Annotated in this window: 11 protein-coding genes, 3 pseudogenes and 1 other annotated feature; of the genes and pseudogenes, 6 read left to right on the plus strand and 8 right to left on the minus strand. The window is 61.9% G+C overall.

All coding sequences use genetic code 11. The features are described from left to right. Positions 1-51: 51 nt before the first annotated feature. Together ACE3RX_RS18295 and ACE3RX_RS18300 are read left to right on the plus strand one after the other, a co-directional pair. A pseudogene (locus ACE3RX_RS18295) lies at positions 52-546 on the plus strand (recombinase family protein); the annotation flags it as partial. A gap of 4 nt (positions 547-550) precedes the next feature. Next, a pseudogene (locus tag ACE3RX_RS18300) lies at positions 551-2554 on the plus strand (Tn3 family transposase); the annotation flags it as partial. 40 nt (positions 2555-2594) lie between these two features. On the opposite strand, the gene ACE3RX_RS18305 reads toward ACE3RX_RS18300, so the two are convergent. Further along, positions 2595-3817 (minus strand): IS3 family transposase gene (locus tag ACE3RX_RS18305; RefSeq protein ID WP_374486406.1). Its coding sequence is split into 2 segments (ribosomal slippage): positions 2595-3535 and positions 3535-3817, totalling 1224 coding nucleotides; the frame shifts between segments, so codons are not numbered across the junction. Beyond that, positions 3423-3539 (minus strand) — a sequence feature (AL1L pseudoknot). It overlaps the preceding gene by 117 nt. Before the next feature lie 46 nt (positions 3818-3863). Here ACE3RX_RS18305 and ACE3RX_RS18310 point away from each other — a divergent pair. Beyond that, a pseudogene (locus ACE3RX_RS18310) lies at positions 3864-4832 on the plus strand (Tn3 family transposase); the annotation flags it as partial. Between the two features lie 202 nt (positions 4833-5034). Here the strand turns inward: ACE3RX_RS18310 and ACE3RX_RS18315 are convergent. The 4 genes from ACE3RX_RS18315 to merT all read right to left on the minus strand — a co-directional run bounded on the left by ACE3RX_RS18315 (position 5035) and on the right by merT (position 8275). Continuing rightward, complete coding sequence (locus tag ACE3RX_RS18315) at positions 5035-5448, minus strand: hypothetical protein (protein ID WP_374486407.1); 414 nt, start codon at positions 5446-5448, stop codon at positions 5035-5037. A 483-nt stretch (positions 5449-5931) separates the two neighbouring features. Then, on the minus strand, positions 5932-7623 hold the full coding sequence (gene merA, locus ACE3RX_RS18320; RefSeq protein WP_374486408.1) for a mercury(II) reductase: 1692 nt from the start codon (positions 7621-7623) through the stop codon (positions 5932-5934). A 10-nt stretch (positions 7624-7633) separates the two neighbouring features. Next, positions 7634-7912 carry a mercury resistance system periplasmic binding protein MerP gene (gene merP, locus ACE3RX_RS18325; protein ID WP_374486409.1) on the minus strand — a complete coding sequence of 93 codons (279 nt, stop codon included), beginning with the start codon at positions 7910-7912 and terminating at the stop codon, positions 7634-7636. 12 nt (positions 7913-7924) lie between these two features. Further along, the gene (merT, locus tag ACE3RX_RS18330; protein ID WP_374486410.1) at positions 7925-8275 is read right to left on the minus strand and encodes a mercuric ion transporter MerT; all 351 of its coding nucleotides are present in this window, start codon (positions 8273-8275) and stop codon (positions 7925-7927) included. Positions 8276-8346: 71 nt separating this feature from the next. Here merT and merR point away from each other — a divergent pair, with 71 nt between their 5' ends. Continuing rightward, positions 8347-8754, plus strand: a complete 408-nt coding sequence (gene merR / locus ACE3RX_RS18335; RefSeq protein WP_079436218.1) for an Hg(II)-responsive transcriptional regulator — start codon at positions 8347-8349, stop codon at positions 8752-8754. Between the two features lie 138 nt (positions 8755-8892). Here the strand turns inward: merR and ACE3RX_RS18340 are convergent, their stop codons facing one another. The 3 genes from ACE3RX_RS18340 to cadR all read right to left on the minus strand — a co-directional run bounded on the left by ACE3RX_RS18340 (position 8893) and on the right by cadR (position 12226). After that, entirely contained in the window at positions 8893-9591 is a 699-nt protein-coding gene (locus ACE3RX_RS18340; RefSeq protein ID WP_374486411.1) for a hypothetical protein, read from the minus strand. A gap of 42 nt (positions 9592-9633) precedes the next feature. After that, complete coding sequence (locus ACE3RX_RS18345; protein ID WP_374486412.1) at positions 9634-11562, minus strand: FTR1 family protein; 1929 nt, start codon at positions 11560-11562, stop codon at positions 9634-9636. Positions 11563-11734: 172 nt separating this feature from the next. Next, positions 11735-12226, minus strand: a complete 492-nt coding sequence (gene cadR / locus ACE3RX_RS18350) for a Cd(II)/Pb(II)-responsive transcriptional regulator (RefSeq protein ID WP_079436221.1) — start codon at positions 12224-12226, stop codon at positions 11735-11737. A gap of 114 nt (positions 12227-12340) precedes the next feature. Here cadR and ACE3RX_RS18355 point away from each other — a divergent pair, with 114 nt between their 5' ends. Together ACE3RX_RS18355 and ACE3RX_RS18360 are read left to right on the plus strand one after the other, a co-directional pair. Further along, complete coding sequence (locus ACE3RX_RS18355) at positions 12341-14599, plus strand: heavy metal translocating P-type ATPase (protein ID WP_374486413.1); 2259 nt, start codon at positions 12341-12343, stop codon at positions 14597-14599. Between the two features lie 30 nt (positions 14600-14629). Next, positions 14630-14986 carry a DUF2946 family protein gene (locus ACE3RX_RS18360; RefSeq protein ID WP_374486451.1) on the plus strand — a complete coding sequence of 119 codons (357 nt, stop codon included), beginning with the start codon at positions 14630-14632 and terminating at the stop codon, positions 14984-14986. The last annotated feature ends 114 nt before the right edge of the window (positions 14987-15100 follow it).

Genomic DNA, 15100 nt, shown 5'->3' on the forward strand with positions numbered 1-15100 from the left:
CGGCACAGTGCAATCGACTTCTGATGTTTGGTGCGGTCGTCTTCTGAAAATGACAATGTCGAAGTCGGCAAGGTGTTCACCGACAAGGCGTCGGGCAAGGACACGCAGCGGCCCGAGCTTGATTCGCTGCTGGCCTTCGTGCGCGAAGGCGACACCGTGGTGGTTCACAGCATGGATCGCTTGGCGCGCAACCTTGATGACTTGCGTCGTCTTGTGCAAAAGCTGACCAAGCGCGGCGTGCGCATCGAGTTCGTCAAGGAGAGCCTGACCTTCACCGGCGAGGATTCGCCGATAGCGAACCTGATGCTGTCGGTCATGGGGGCGTTCGCCGAATTCGAGCGGGCCTTGATCCGCGAGCGACAGAGGGAAGGCATCGCGCTCGCCAAACAGCGCGGAGCCTATCGGGGCCGCAAGAAAGCGCTGTCGCCCGAACAGGTAGCCGATCTACAGCAGCGTGCCGCCGCCGGTGAACAAAAAGCGAAGCTGGCCCGTGAGTTTGGTGTGAGCCGGGAGACCCTGTATCAATACTTGAGATTGGATCAATAGAGACATGCCGCGTCGTTCCATCCTCTCCGCCGCCGAGCGGGAAAGCCTGCTGGCGTTGCCGGACACCAAGGACGATTTGATCCGTTACTACACGTTCAGCGACACCGACCTTTCCATCATCCGGCAACGGCGCGGCCCGGCCAACCGCCTGGGCTTCGCCGTGCAGCTCTGCTACCTGCGCTTTCCCGGCCTCATCCTTGGCGTCGATGAGCCGCCGTTTCCACCCTTGTTGAAGCTGGTCGCCGACCAGCTCAAGGTCAGCGTCGAAAGCTGGGGCGAGTACGGGCAGCGGGAGCAGACCCGGCGCGAGCACCTGGTCGAACTCCAAACGGTGTTCGGCTTCCAACCGTTCACCATGAGCGACTACCGGCAGGCTGTCCACACGCTGACCGAGCTGGCCATGCAGACCGACAAGGGTATCGTGCTGGCCAGCACCCTGATCGAGCACCTGCGGCGGCAGTCGGTCATTCTGCCTGCCATCAATGCCGTCGAGCGGGCGAGCGCTGAAGCCATCACCCGCGCCAACCGGCGCATCTACGACGCCTTGGCCGAACCGCTGTCGGACGCGCATCGCCGCCGCCTCGACGATCTGCTAAAGCGGAGGGACAACGGCAAGACGACCCGGCTGGCCTGGCTGCGCCAGTCACCGGCCAAACCGAACTCGCGGCACATGCTCGAACACATCGAACGCCTCAAGGCGTGGCAGGCGCTCGACCTGCCTTCCGGCATCGAGCGGCTGGTTCACCAGAATCGTCTACTCAAGATCGCCCGAGAGGGCGGCCAGATGACGCCCGCCGACCTGGCCAAGTTCGAGCCGCAGCGCCGCTACGCGACCCTGGTCGCGCTCGCCATCGAGGGCATGGCCACCGTCACCGACGAAATCATCGATCTGCATGACCGCATCCTGGGTAAGCTGTTCAACGCCGCCAAGAACAAGCATCAGCAGCAATTCCAGGCGTCCGGCAAGGCGATCAATGCCAAGGTGCGGCTGTTCGGTCGCATCGGCCAGGCGCTGATCGAGGCCAAGCAGTCGGGCCGCGATCCGTTCGCTGCCATCGAAGCCGTCATGTCCTGGGATGCCTTCGCCGAGAGCGTCACCGAGGCGCAGAAACTCGCGCAGCCCGAGGACTTCGATTTCCTGCACCGCATCGGCGAGAGCTATGCGACCTTGCGGCGCTACGCCCCGGAATTCCTCGACGTGCTCAAGCTACGGGCGGCGCCCGCCGCCAAGGATGTGCTCGACGCCATCGAGGTACTACGCGGCATGAACAGCGACAACGCCCGCAAGGTGCCGGCCGACGCACCGACCGATTTCATCAAGCCGCGCTGGCAAAAGCTGGTCATGACCGACGCCGGCATCGACCGGCGTTACTACGAACTGTGCGCGCTGTCAGAGATGAAGAACGCGCTGCGCTCCGGCGACATCTGGGTACAGGGATCGCGTCAGTTCAAGGACTTCGAAGACTACCTGGTGCCGCCCGAGAAATTCGCCAGCCTCAAGCAGGTCAGCGAATTGCCGCTGACCGTGGCCACCGACTGCGACCAATACCTGCATGAGCGGCTGACGCTGCTGGAAACGCAGCTCGCCACCGTCAACCGCATGGCTCTGGCGAATGAGCTGCCGGACGCCATCATCACCGAGTCGGGTCTGAAGATCACGCCGCTTGATGCAGCAGTGCCCGACAGCGCGCAGGCCCTGATCGACCAGACGGCGATGATCCTGCCGCACGTCAAGATCACCGAATTGCTGCTGGAGGTGGACGAATGGACGGACTTTACCCGGCACTTCGCGCACCTGAAATCGGGCGACCTGGCCAAGGACAAGAATCTGCTACTGACCACGATCCTGGCCGACGCGATCAACCTGGGTCTGACCAAGATGGCCGAGTCCTGCCCCGGCACGACCTACGCCAAGCTGGCCTGGCTGCAAGCCTGGCATATCCGCGACGAAACCTATTCGACGGCACTGGCCGAGTTGGTCAATGCCCAATTTCGGCATCCCTTCGCCGTGAATCGCCCCGGGTTTCGCGGAGGCCATTTGGTTTAAGTCAGGCCATGACAGCCTGAGCGGTTTGACTGCGGTAATAGTTTGCCTCAGCTTCAGCCGGCGGCATGTAGCCAATAGGGGCGAGCAGCCGATGATGGTTGAACCAGGCCACCCACTCGAGGGTTGCCAGTTCCACCGCTTCAGCACTTTTCCATGGGCCACGGCGATGGATCAACTCTGCTTTGTAGAGTCCGTTGATCGTCTCGGCCAAGGCGTTATCGTAGCTGTCCCCCTTGCTGCCAACCGACGTCTCGATGCCCGCCTCGGCGAGTCGCTCGGTGTAGCGGATGGATACGTACTGTGACCCTCTGTCCGAATGATGGATCAGGGCGTCCCGCTGGGGCTGGCGTGCCCACAAGGCTTGCTCCAGTGCGTCCAGCACGAACTCGGTATGCATGGAGCGGCTGACGCGCCAGCCGACGATGTAGCGGGCAAACACATCGACGACGAAGGCGACGTACACGAACCCCTGCCAGGTCGAGACATACGTGAAGTCGGAGACCCACAGCTGATTCGGGCGCTCGGCCACGAACTGCCGATTGACCCGGTCCAGCGGACAAGGTACGGCGGAATCAGCGCGGGTCGTGCGAACCGCGCTTCCACGCCGGGCGCCGACAAGGCCCTCGGCCCGCATCAAACGCTCGACGGTGCAGCGAGCCACCTCGATGCCTTCCCGCTGCAACTGCCTCCATACTTTGCGCACGCCATACACCCGCAGGTTGGCCTGCCAGACCCGCTGGATATTCCTGATCAAGCGTTCGTCGCGCAGTGCCCGGGCGCTGCGCAGGCCAGGATTGCTTCGGCGTGCCACCTGGCGTCGATACGCCGACGGGGCAACCTGCAAGACCTTGCAGATCGGCTCGACCCCGAGACGCTCCCGGTGCATGTCGATGAAGTCGTGGGTCACTTGTTGCGGCGGTCGAGCTCCGCCTGAGCGAAATACGCACTGGCCAGACGCAGGATCTCGTTGGCCCGCTTCAATTCCCGAACCTCCCGCTCCAGTTCCTTGATCCGTGCGGTTTCGGCACTGCTGACCCCGTCCCGCTGTCCGGTATCCCGCTCGTGCTGCCGAACCCAGGCGTGCAGTGTCTGGGCCGTGCAACCGATCTTCGCCGCAATCGACTGGATCGCGGCCCATTGCGACGGGTGCTCACTGCGCTGCTCGAACACCATCCGCACTGAACGCTCGCGTACTTCCGGGGCGTATTTCGTTGTCTTCTTCATGGCTCCATCTTCTCAAGAGTGGGAGCCTCCGCGAAACCCGGGGCGATTCACCGAGCATTGGGGTGACGGCACCACGTCATCATCGGATGGCCAGAACTTCCGCACCGGCAGCAAGGCCGAGAGTACCGGCCACATCAACCCGAAATACGGCAGCAGCCCAGGGCGAACCTTCTACACCCACATCTCCGACCAGTACGCGCCGTTTCACACCAAGGTCGTGAACGTCGGCGTGCGCGACTCGACCTACGTGCTCGACGGCCTGCTGTACCACGAATCCGACCTGCGGATCGAGGAACACTACACCGATACGGCAGGCTTCACCGATCACGTCTTTGCGCTGATGCACCTCTTGGGCTTCCGCTTTGCGCCGCGCATCCGCGACCTGGGCGACACCAAGCTCTACATCCCGAGGGGCGACAGCGCCTATGACGCGCTGAAACCGATGATCGGCGGCACGCTCAACATCAAGCATGTTCGCGCCCATTGGGATGAAATCTTGCGATTGGCCACCTCGATCAAGCAGGGCACAGTGACGGCTTCCCTGATGCTCAGGAAGCTCGGCAGCTATCCGCGCCAGAACGGCTTGGCCGTCGCCCTGCGCGAGCTGGGCCGCATCGAGCGCACGCTGTTCATTCTGGACTGGCTGCAAAGCGTCGAGCTGCGCCGCCGCGTGCATGCCGGACTGAACAAGGGCGAAGCCCGCAACGCCTTGGCCCGCGCCGTGTTCTTCAACCGCCTGGGCGAAATTCGTGACCGCAGTTTTGAGCAGCAGCGCTACCGGGCCAGCGGCCTCAACCTAGTGACGGCTGCCATCGTGTTGTGGAACACGGTCTACCTGGAACGGGCCGCGCACGCCTTACGCGGCCACGGCCAGACTGTCGATGACGCCCTGTTGCAGTACCTGTCTCCGCTAGGTTGGGAGCACATCAATCTGACCGGCGATTACCTCTGGCGCAGCAGCGCCAAGATCGGCGCTGGCAAGTTTAGGCCGCTGCGACCGCTGCAACCGGCTTAGCGTGCTTTATTTTCCGTTTTCTGAGACGACCCCCCAATGGACAGCGCGGAGCGAGTCGGCGAACACGGAGCCTCCAGACATGGAAACGAATCAGCTCGGGCGAATCCCCATGCGAGCGAGCCTAAAGGTCACAAGCACGGGGGAGCAGAACCGTTGTGCTGTATCGACCGCTCAGGTCGTCAGCACAGTGTCGTCGGGAGGCCTAAATGCGGAAGCAGCAGTGCAAGATGGCGTGCGGTGGGAACGACTCAGCGAGGAAGTTGGCTAAGGCGGCAGGCGGGAACCGGAAATTCAGCTCGGATGCTGTGGAAACGACATAGAGGCTGGTCAGCAGAATTGCAGGCAGCGTCGGGATCTGCGTCTGATCATTCAGCTGACCAAAATGGGCATGTTCGGTGCAAAGATTGGGATTAGCCATGTCCGGTCGCTCCATCCCGTCACAACAGGCGGGTATGTCCATGGATGGGTTGTCGTCCGAGGACATGATGGATACCGATACTTGATTCAATCCAACCGGAGAGGACTGAGGACAGGCATACGACACAACCGCCATTTGCGCGAACAGAAATACCCCAATCAACAGATGACAGATTAGTTGTTTGAAGTGGCGGGTCATGGTTAACACGCCACAGCGTCAGGCTGACGACGTCCGTTGGCATCGGGCTCACTTTGATCGAGGTCTGCGCCTCCCAAACGGAACCTGCTGCAAGTGCTGCGATGATCGGATGAGACCATGGCATTAGTGCGCCAACACAACGCTCGGCAAGGTTTTCCAGCGTGGCGACTATCGCCCTCCACTGATTGATTGGCTCGAGAATTTCGGCGTCGCCGGGTCATTTCACACCACACATGAAAGCACAACTCATTTTCACTTAATGAAGTCTAGTTCAGACAATGTCGGGGGACCACCACCGAATCCAGCTAAGATTGTTTGCAAACGCGTCAACTGGGTATTTGCCTTCGGTCCGATAGGGCGGGCATCCGGCGCGTCCAGCGCCCGGCACTACCGCGTCAGCGGGGCCAGGCGGATCCCCGCATGAGAAGGCCGCCGGCACGAAACACAGCCGCGGCAGAGCATCCACATCGAACACCCCAGTTCTCACCCGGCGCAACAGGACAGTTGCTTCACGTCCTTACTGAAGGTCTGCGCCGCGAGCTTGAGTCCCTCAACCATGGTCAGATAGGGAAACAACTGGTCGGCCAGCGCCTGCACGGTCATCCGGTGGCAGATCGCCAGCGCCGCCGTCTGGATCAGCTCGCCCGCTTCTGGGGCTACCGCCTGTACGCCGATCAGCCGCCCCGTGCCGACCTCGGCGATCAGCTTGATGAAGCCGCGCGTATCAAAGTTTGCGAGCGCCCTTGGCACATTGTCGAGCGAGAGCGTTCGGCTGTCGGTCTCAATGCCGTCGTGCTGTGCCTCCGCTTCGCTGTAACCCACTGTCGCTACTTGTGGATCGGTGAATACCACCGCCGGCATCGTTGTTAGGTCCAGCACCGCGTCGCCGCCGGTCATGTTGATCGCGGCGCGTGTGCCGGCCGCCGCTGCCACATAGACGAATTGTGGCTGGGCGGTGCAGTCACCGGCTGCGTAGATGTGCGGCGCGCTGGTGCACATGGCGCGGTCGATGACGATGGCCCCTTGCGCATTGACCTCGACGCCTGCCGTATCGAGATTGAGGCTGCGGGTGTTCGGTGCGCGGCCGGTGGCGATCAGCAGCTTGTCGGCGCGCACGTCCCCGTGTCCGGTGGTGAGCATGAATTCCCCGTCAGCATAGACGACCTTGCTCGCCTGGGTGTGCTCTAGAACCTCGATGCCCTCGGCGCGGAAGGTGGCCGTAATGGCTTCGCCAATGGCCGGGTCTTCACGGAAGAACAGCGTGCTGCGCGCCAGGATCGTGACCTGGCTGCCCAGGCGGGCGAAGGCTTGCGCCAGCTCGACCGCGACCACGGACGAGCCAATTACGACCAGCCGCTCGGGAATGCGGTCGCTTGTCAGCGCCTCGGTGGAGGTCCAGTAAGGCGTGTCCTTCAAGCCGGGGATTGGCGGGGTCGCGGGGTTGGCCCCGGTAGCGATGAGGCAGCGTTCGAAGCTCACCTCGTGCGTGCCACCGTCACCAGTCGCTACGATCAGCGTACGCACGTCCTTGAAACGGGCTTCGCCACGCAGCATGGTGATGGCCGGGGTGCTCGCCAGGATGCCCTCGTACTTGGCGTGGCGCAGTTCTTCTACTCGGCCATGCTGCTGGGCCAGCAGCCGCTCGCGCAGCACGATCGGCGCTGCGGTAGGCAGACCTTCATCGAACGGGCTTTCGCGGCGCAGATGCGCAATGTGTGCGGCGCGGATCATGATCTTGGAGGGCACACAACCGACATTGACGCAGGTGCCACCGATAGTGCCGCGTTCGATGAGCGTAACGCGCGCTCCACGTTCCACGGCCTTCAAGGCCGCCGCCATCGCCGCACCGCCGCTGCCGATCACGGCGACATGCAGCATCTGCTCGCTGCCACCGCGCTTCGTATCGCCGCCCAGCCAACCCATCGCCTTGTCCAACAGTCCGCCGGTCAGTTTGCCTGCCGAGTCGGCAATCCGTGCGCGGTAGCCAAGCTCTGTCACGGTCGCGACCAACGGGTCCAAGCTCATGTCCGCGTCCATGTCGATCTCGGCCCGTCCTTGCGGATAGGACACTGAGGCCGAGCGCACACCGGGCACGTTCCCCAGAGCCTCCTGGATATGCTCGGCGCACGACGTGCACGTCATGCCATCGATGTGGAAGGCGATTGTTTCGGCCATGATGGCGTCCTCACTGCTTGACGGTAGCGGGGTAGCCCGCGTTTGCCATGGTCTTGGTCAAGGCTTCGGCGTTGGTCTTTGCGTCGTCGAAGGTGACGATGGCTATCCGATTTTCGTAGCGCACTTCGGCCTTTTTCACGCCGTCCACCTTGGTAAGTACTTTCTTGACCGTGATTGGGCACGCGGCGCAGGTCATACCGGGCACAGACAGGGTGATGGTTTGGGATGCAGCCCAGGCAGGGGGGCTCAGGGTGGCGGCCAGGGTGATCAGGATTGCGAGTTTTTTCATGACAATATTCTTTCAGTAGAACAGCGGCAGGACATAGGGAAAAACGAGGGCAACCAAGACCAAGGTGGCCACGATCCAGAAGATCGCCCTGTAGGCCTTCGCCACCCGCGGCACGGCACACACCTCACCCGGCGTGCAGGCCTGAACCGGGCGGAAGATGCTGCGCCAGGCGGAAAACAGTGCGATGAGCGCCGCACCGATGAAGAACGGTCGGTACGGTTCCAGCACGGTCAGATTGCCGATCCAGGCACCCGAGAAGCCGAGCGCGACCAGCACGAGCGGGCCGAGGCAGCAGGTCGAGGCGAGGACGGCCGCTACGCCGCCGGTCGCCAGTGCGCCACGGCCGTTCTTGGGTTCCAACATCAGGTTCTCCTTCCGGGATTTCGCTTGATGTTGTAACGTTATTTCCGTAGTCAACTACGGAGTCAAGCGCCATGGAGAACGCTTCGGAGAACCTGACCATCGGGGCCTTCGCCAAAGCAGGCGGGGTCAATGTGGAGACGATCCGCTTCTATCAACGCAAGGGCCTGCTGCCGGAGCCGGAGCGGCCGTATGGACGCATCCGCCGCTATGGGCAGACGGACGTGGCGCGGGTGAAGTTTGTGAAATCAGCCCAGCGCTTGGGGTTCAGCCTGGAGGAAATCAGCCAACTCCTGAGGCTGGAGGACGGCACGCATTGCGGCGAGGCGGCTGAATTGGCTGCTCTACGCCTGGCTGATGTACGTGCCCGCCTAGCAGACCTCAAGCAAATGGAGGTGGCGCTGTCGAAGTTGGTGAGCGAGTGCAACGCGCACCACGGCAATGTCTCCTGCCCACTGATCGCGGCTTTGCACTGCTGCTAGGTCAAAAGCCGTCGCGCGCCTTAGCGTACGATTTTTCCGTTTCGTGAGCTGCGTGGGTCAGGTGATCGCGGACTAGAGACTCCACAGCCCCATGTACGTCATCAAGGACCTCTACACGCGTCAGCTGCGACTGACAGGCTACCCCCTCCCGTGAAACGCCTCCAAGTAGGTCGACCATACGCCGTTGAGGAGTTGCCGGTAGCGATGTATGTCGCCCGGACGAACGAAAAGGTCTTGTCCGAAGAGCGGTGCCCCGATGTCCGGTTTATGGACGATGACCCTCGGGTCATCGAGCGCATCCTGCTCCCAATCGGCCAGAAACAGGTGAGGCGCCACCACATAGAGCTCGTGGGCCGATGTGCCGTCGCCGTGCTTGACGGTATTTGCCAGCAGACGAAGTTCGTTCAGACAGGAACGCTGGTCTGCACTCAGGACAGAATTGGGGAGTGCCTTATCCCATTCCTTCAGCACATCGGGCCCGAACTTGAGCGGCTTTTGATGTAGAACACGAACGTGGAACGCCCGGACTTGCTGCTCAAACAGGTGGTAGAGACTGACCGCGAACATGTTCTGAAGCCCTTGGCGCAAATCGAGCACAATGTCGAAATGCGCTAACGACGCCTCGAAAGCGGCCTCATGGGCCATTTGCGGATCGAGCCCGTTGCCATCGTTGGCACACTCACGGCTCGCTCGGTACGCTTCCTGTTGAAGCGCCTCGACTTCCGCGTGCACGGAGTCAAAGGTCGGCAGGAGGCGCACCGTCAAGGTCTCGACAAGCCGGTCAATCTGATTGCGGTACAGCTGTCGGTAATGTTCCAGTTCCCAGTGAGTCAGCATCGCCGTCCTGTCCTCGCCAAAGGCCGGGGGACAACGACGTTATCACGATTGCGTGGCGGCCCGTTGCGACCTCAAATTGTAGGCGACGCTTGCCACAATAATGAGCAGGATCAGGACCTGTGCGGTAACGGTCTGGATCGACGGGTAAACGCCAAGAACATCGATGCGCGGTATCGAGATAGGCGTGATCTGCAGGATGCCGACCTTTTGCAGTGCGGCCACACCTTTGCCCATCAGAACGACGGCGAGCACCCCCACGAGGGCTGAACTGAAGGCAAAGAACTGGCTGATCGGCAGACGTGCCGCGGAGCGCAGGAGTACCGCTGCGACCGCCGCCAGGATGACGATGCCGGAGGCGAGGCCGGCAAGCAGATAGACGCCATTGTCCTGGGTCCAGAGCGCCGCATAGAAGAGGACCGTTTCAAAGACTTCGCGATAGACGGTGACGAACGACAGTACGAACAGCATCAATGCCGACTTCTTGCTCAGGGCAGACGACAATTTTTCCTTCACATAGGTCTGCCAACGACCCGCAAGACTCTTCTGGTGCATCCACATGCCCACCGCCAGGAGTACAACGGCGGCAAACACGGCGGAAACCCCCTCCGTCATCTCGCGGCTGGCGCCGCTCACATCCACGACATAGGTCGCCACTAGCCAGGTCAGCCCCCCGGCGGTGAGCGCTGTCATCCATCCCGCATGCACGTAGGGCAGCACATCGGTGCGATCCGCTTTTTTCAGGAATGCCATCATCGCGACAACCACCAGCAAGGCTTCCAGGCCTTCCCGCAGCAGGATGGTCAGTGCGCCAAGGAAGGTCGAGAGGGCGTCTTTGGTGCCCCCCAAGGCCTCCTGCGCTTCATCGAGCTGGGCTTGCAGTTGCTGGGCAATGTCGTGGGCACGCTCGACCTGCCCGGCAGTCAGTGCATTGCGGTAGAGCCCCATCGTCTTTTCGATGTCGTGGAAAAGCGCTTGATTCTTGGCGGCCAGCGCCGGCTCGACGGGCTCGAAGCCATCCAGATAGGCCGACAATGCCAGCTGCGAGGCCAAGCGTTCGTTTCCGTTGTCCAGCGCGACAACGCTCTCCCTCAGCTTGTCTTTCGCGATCTGTATGCTGCCCGTGTTTGACGTTGCGAGTAACTGGGGCGTGCTCCGTAGGTAGGCGGTGAGCTGGCGAGCGGCATCGGCGCCGACGGTCTTGGCGAGCGCTGCCTCGGAATGCTGGCTCAGCGTCGCCAGGGTCGGCACGGCCTCACGGAGGGCAGGTTGCGCGGCCCACAATTTGGCCCCTGCCTGCTGATCGGCCTCGGAGTACGACAGCGTCGAGGCGAAGTAGGCCAGTGCCCAGCGGTCTTCGTCCGAGAGCTGTACGAATCCCGGCATGGACGTTCCCGCCACACCTCGCGTGATGATCTGCTGAAGCGCAAACACACTGCGCTCCCGGGCGCGTTCGTGGTCGGCCAGCGCGATGGGAGGTGGGTTCAGCTTGGCAGCGAGTGGGCCGTCCGCATGCCCCGAGACGCCGTGGCACGACGCGCATTGGCTCTGATAGAGCGTGGCGCCCCGTTGTAGATCGGGCAACTTGCCGGGGGCCATCGAGACCGGATAGGCCGCGATGAGTCCGCCTGCCAATTTGCGTGCCTGTTCTCCCACAGATGCGGCCGAAGCCTTTTGTGCGATGAGCGCACGTAGCGCCGCTGCATCGCTCGCCAGGGTCGGAGCGGCCGGCACCGCTGGCAATTCGGCCAACTGTCGTTCTGCGGCCTGTGCGAACTCCTGCATCTCGGCATATTCGGCTTCGTTGGCGACCTGTCCCTCATTAACGGAACGGCCATAGTCGACGGCAAGGTAATCCAGCAGCTGCCAGATCTGCTTGGTCTTGTCTTGCGTCGCTTGAGGCGCAACTTGGGCGATCGAGACCGTCGCAACCAAAGAAAACAGAACGATTGAAAGGAGACGCAGGGCTTGCATGAGGGGTCTTACCGTTGAATGTCTTTTTTTGATTCTGCGTCCAAATGAGAATGCGTGCAATTCCTTTTCTCATGCGCGATCCTTCCCAACGCGAATCGCGTCGCTTCACGACGCCTCACGCCTGAGACGCGGCAGATGATGGCCCTGGGGTTGCGCAAGGCACCTTCAACCATCACGCGCCGCCTCCCTGTCTTGGGGGCACATGCTGTCGCCCACCGGCATGCGTGGCGGCGAGATGGCTCTCCGATGCGGCGGGCGTGGTGAGCTCTGCCCCTCCATGGGATAGCTCGTTCAAGATCCCGCACTCGGCCGCTTGTCGGCCTTCCTGGCAACACTCGCGCAACGTCTGAAGCTGCTTTTCCAACTGCTGCAACTCCCGTATCCGCTCGGCAACGTGGCCGATATGGGCATCGAGCAACGCGTTGACGTCTTCGCAACTCTCCGACGGAGTGTCCCTGAAACGCAGGAGCACCCGGATTTCGTCCTGCGTCATGTCAAGGGAGCGACATCGCCGAATGAAGGCGAGGCGTTCGAGATGAACGGCATCGTAGATCCGATAGTTGCCTTCCGTCCGCGCAGCACGCGGGAGCAACCCTTCGCGCTCGTAGTAACGAATGGTGTCCACCGGCGTACCTGTCTGCTGGGCGAGCTGACCGATTTTCATTGCAAGGCCTGAAGCCCGGCGTGGGCTCAAAAGTGAATCGAGGAAGGTCATCACCTTACCCGCTTGACTCTGGAGTTACTACAGGGTTTTCAATGGCGGCAACCGGAGATCACCATGAAACCCCTGCCCATCAGCCTGCGATCCGAGACGCAGCCCTCATCCTGCGGGTGTAGCGGCACGTGTCACGCCCCTGAGGCGCCTTCCACGAATACGCCTCCACAAGCCGACAGTACAGAAGGCGGTTTGCTGCTCCGCATTCCGGCAATGGACTGTCCCACTGAAGAGAGCGAGATCCGCCGGGCGGTCGAGCCTATCGGCGCGATCAGCGGGCTTCGCTTTGATTTATCGGCCCGCACCCTGCGCATCGATGCGCCCGATGATGCGCTGCCGAGCATCATCGACGCCATCCGCAAGGCAGGCTTTGCTTCATCTCCGGTCGAGCCGGATGCGCCGGCGGGCATAGGGCACGGTGGCGTTTTCCGCGGCACCGCGTTTCTCGCGACGGCACTCGCTCTGGCGTTGAGTGCAGAACTCCTGGCCTATGTAATGCCCAACGACCTTATGGCCGAGATTGCCGGGATGGGCTTGGCCGCCATGGCGATCGCGATGGCGGGGTTTTCAACCTATCGCAAGGGACTGGCTGCCCTGTCCCAGGGCCGTCTGAACATCAATGCCTTGATGTCGGTTGCGGTGACCGGTGCCTTTGCCATTGGGCAATGGCCCGAGGCAGCCATGGTGATGGCCCTGTATGCCATTGCAGAACTGATCGAAGCCAGGTCGGTCGATCGGGCACGGAATGCGATCAAGGGCCTGCTCGCGCTTACGCCCGAAACCGCCGAGGCAAAGCAGCCCGATGGCAGCTGGCGTGCGCAGGACTCCCGCGATGTCGCGCTCGCTACCGTCATCAGGGTCAAGCCCGGGGTCCGTATCCCTCTGGATGGCGTCGTGACGGCGGGGAACAGCGCGGTCAATCAGGCACCCATCACCGGTGAGAGCCTGCCTGTGGACAAGACCGTCGGCGACCCCGTCTTTGCGGGCACGATCAACGAATCGGGGCTATTGGAATTCAAGGTGACGGCGCGCTCCAGCGATACCACGCTGGCCCGGATCATCCATGCGGTTGAAACGGCGCAAGGCAGCAAGGCGCCCATGCAGCGCTTTGTCGATCGTTTCGCGACAGTCTACACGCCGGCCGTCTTCGTGATCGCACTGGCCGTGGCGCTGCTCACTCCATGGCTATTGGGATGGAGCTGGACTCAATCCTTTTACAAGGCCTTGGTTCTCCTTGTGATCGCTTGCCCCTGCGCCTTGGTGATTGCAACCCCCGTCACGGTCGTGAGCGGACTCGCCGCTGCAGCGCGCCGGGGGATCTTGATCAAAGGCGGCGTCTTCCTTGAAGAAGCGCGCAAGCTCAAAGTCATCGCCCTCGACAAGACAGGGACGATCACCGAAGGCAAACCGAAACTGGTTGCCACCGAAATCGTGGACCCGACCGTGCCCGAAAAACTGATTTTGGAGTGGGCCGGTAGCCTGGCCGCCCACTCCGATCATCCCGTCTCGAAAGCTATTTCAAGCGCACTGGCGCCAAGCTCAAACACGACCGACCATTTCACAGCGTTGCCAGGGCGCGGTGTCCAAGGGCGTATCGATGACCAAGACCTGATTCTCGGCAACCACCGTTTGATCGAAGAGCGGAAGCTGTGCAATCCCGCTGTCGAGGCCCGACTCTTTGCGCACGAGGCGCAAGGTCGCACGATGACACTCCTGGCCAACGAACGGGGGGTGCTGGCGATGTTTGCCGTCGCCGACACGATCAAACCCCACGCCCAGGAGGCCATCTCGGCTTTGCACGCCTTGGGCGTGAAGTCGATCATGCTGTCCGGCGACAACCAGGCGACGGCCAAAGCGGTCGCCATGCAGGCCGGTGTGGACGACGCACGCGGCAACCTGTTGCCTGATGACAAACTCAATGCCATTGAGGCTTTGCAGAAAGAACGTGGCCCCACGGCGATGACCGGTGACGGGATCAACGATGCGCCGGCCTTGGCGCGCGCCGATATCGGTATAGCGATGGGGGCTGCTGGCACGGACACCGCATTGGAAGCTGCCGACGTCGTGATCATGAACGATGATCTGCGCCGGATTCCTGAAGCCATTTGGCTCTCGCGCACGACACACCGGGTGCTCTGGCAGAACATCGTTCTGGCGCTGGGAATCAAGACGGCTTTTTTTGTCCTGGCCTTGCTGGGCAGCGCGACCATGTGGATGGCGGTGTTCGCCGATATGGGGGCGAGCCTGCTTGTCGTCGGCAACGGGCTGCGACTACTGCGCCTTCAGCATCCCGCCGATAAACTCACCAAGGCTCATCTTTGAGTTGGAGCGTCTTCCGGTATACTTCTGATGATGCGTTTTTGGGTTGCCGTCCTTCTGGCTGTATTCATGCCGCTCCAGCTTAGCTGGTCAGCGGTAGGCGCCTATTGCCAGCATGAGGCAGGCAAAAAAGCCCACCATTTCGGACATCATAGTCACGAGCACAAAGCATCGAAGGCGGAGGCCTCCAAGCCATCTGATTCTGGCGAAGGTGTCTCCATCGACGGAGACTGTGGGCTGTGCCACTACAGCGCTCTCAAAATTCTCGGGCAGGACACACTCTGCCTGCCTCGGTGTCCGGTGCCCTCTACACCGGAATCAACGCCAGCCTTCTTTCGCACCCACATTCCCCCAGGCCCCGAACGGCCCAACTGGATCGCTGCGCTCTGATTCGGCGCAGCGACCTGCTTTAGTTTCCACTTAGGTTCCACTTAGAGCCCGCCGTCAGGCTGCGCTCGCGCCGGATCTCATCTGTTTCGTCGTCCTGTCGGTTTCTGCCGACGA

Origin of the sequence: Zoogloea sp. (assembly GCF_041914405.1) — a bacterium.
Lineage (GTDB): Bacteria > Pseudomonadota > Gammaproteobacteria > Burkholderiales > Rhodocyclaceae > Zoogloea.

What these genes read in the sequence shown, in the direction of transcription:
- ACE3RX_RS18315 (WP_374486407.1), bottom strand. Translation starts at nt 5,448, where the DNA reads ATGACCCGCCACTTCAAACAACTAATCTGTCATCTGTTGATTGGGGTA.
- merA (WP_374486408.1), bottom strand. Translation starts at nt 7,623, where the DNA reads ATGGCCGAAACAATCGCCTTCCACATCGATGGCATGACGTGCACGTCG.
- merP (WP_374486409.1), bottom strand. Translation starts at nt 7,912, where the DNA reads ATGAAAAAACTCGCAATCCTGATCACCCTGGCCGCCACCCTGAGCCCC.
- merT (WP_374486410.1), bottom strand. Translation starts at nt 8,275, where the DNA reads ATGTTGGAACCCAAGAACGGCCGTGGCGCACTGGCGACCGGCGGCGTA.
- merR (WP_079436218.1), top strand. Translation starts at nt 8,347, where the DNA reads ATGGAGAACGCTTCGGAGAACCTGACCATCGGGGCCTTCGCCAAAGCA.
- ACE3RX_RS18340 (WP_374486411.1), bottom strand. Translation starts at nt 9,591, where the DNA reads ATGCTGACTCACTGGGAACTGGAACATTACCGACAGCTGTACCGCAAT.
- ACE3RX_RS18345 (WP_374486412.1), bottom strand. Translation starts at nt 11,562, where the DNA reads ATGCAAGCCCTGCGTCTCCTTTCAATCGTTCTGTTTTCTTTGGTTGCG.
- cadR (WP_079436221.1), bottom strand. Translation starts at nt 12,226, where the DNA reads ATGAAAATCGGTCAGCTCGCCCAGCAGACAGGTACGCCGGTGGACACC.
- ACE3RX_RS18355 (WP_374486413.1), top strand. Translation starts at nt 12,341, where the DNA reads ATGAAACCCCTGCCCATCAGCCTGCGATCCGAGACGCAGCCCTCATCC.
- ACE3RX_RS18360 (WP_374486451.1), top strand. Translation starts at nt 14,630, where the DNA reads ATGCGTTTTTGGGTTGCCGTCCTTCTGGCTGTATTCATGCCGCTCCAG.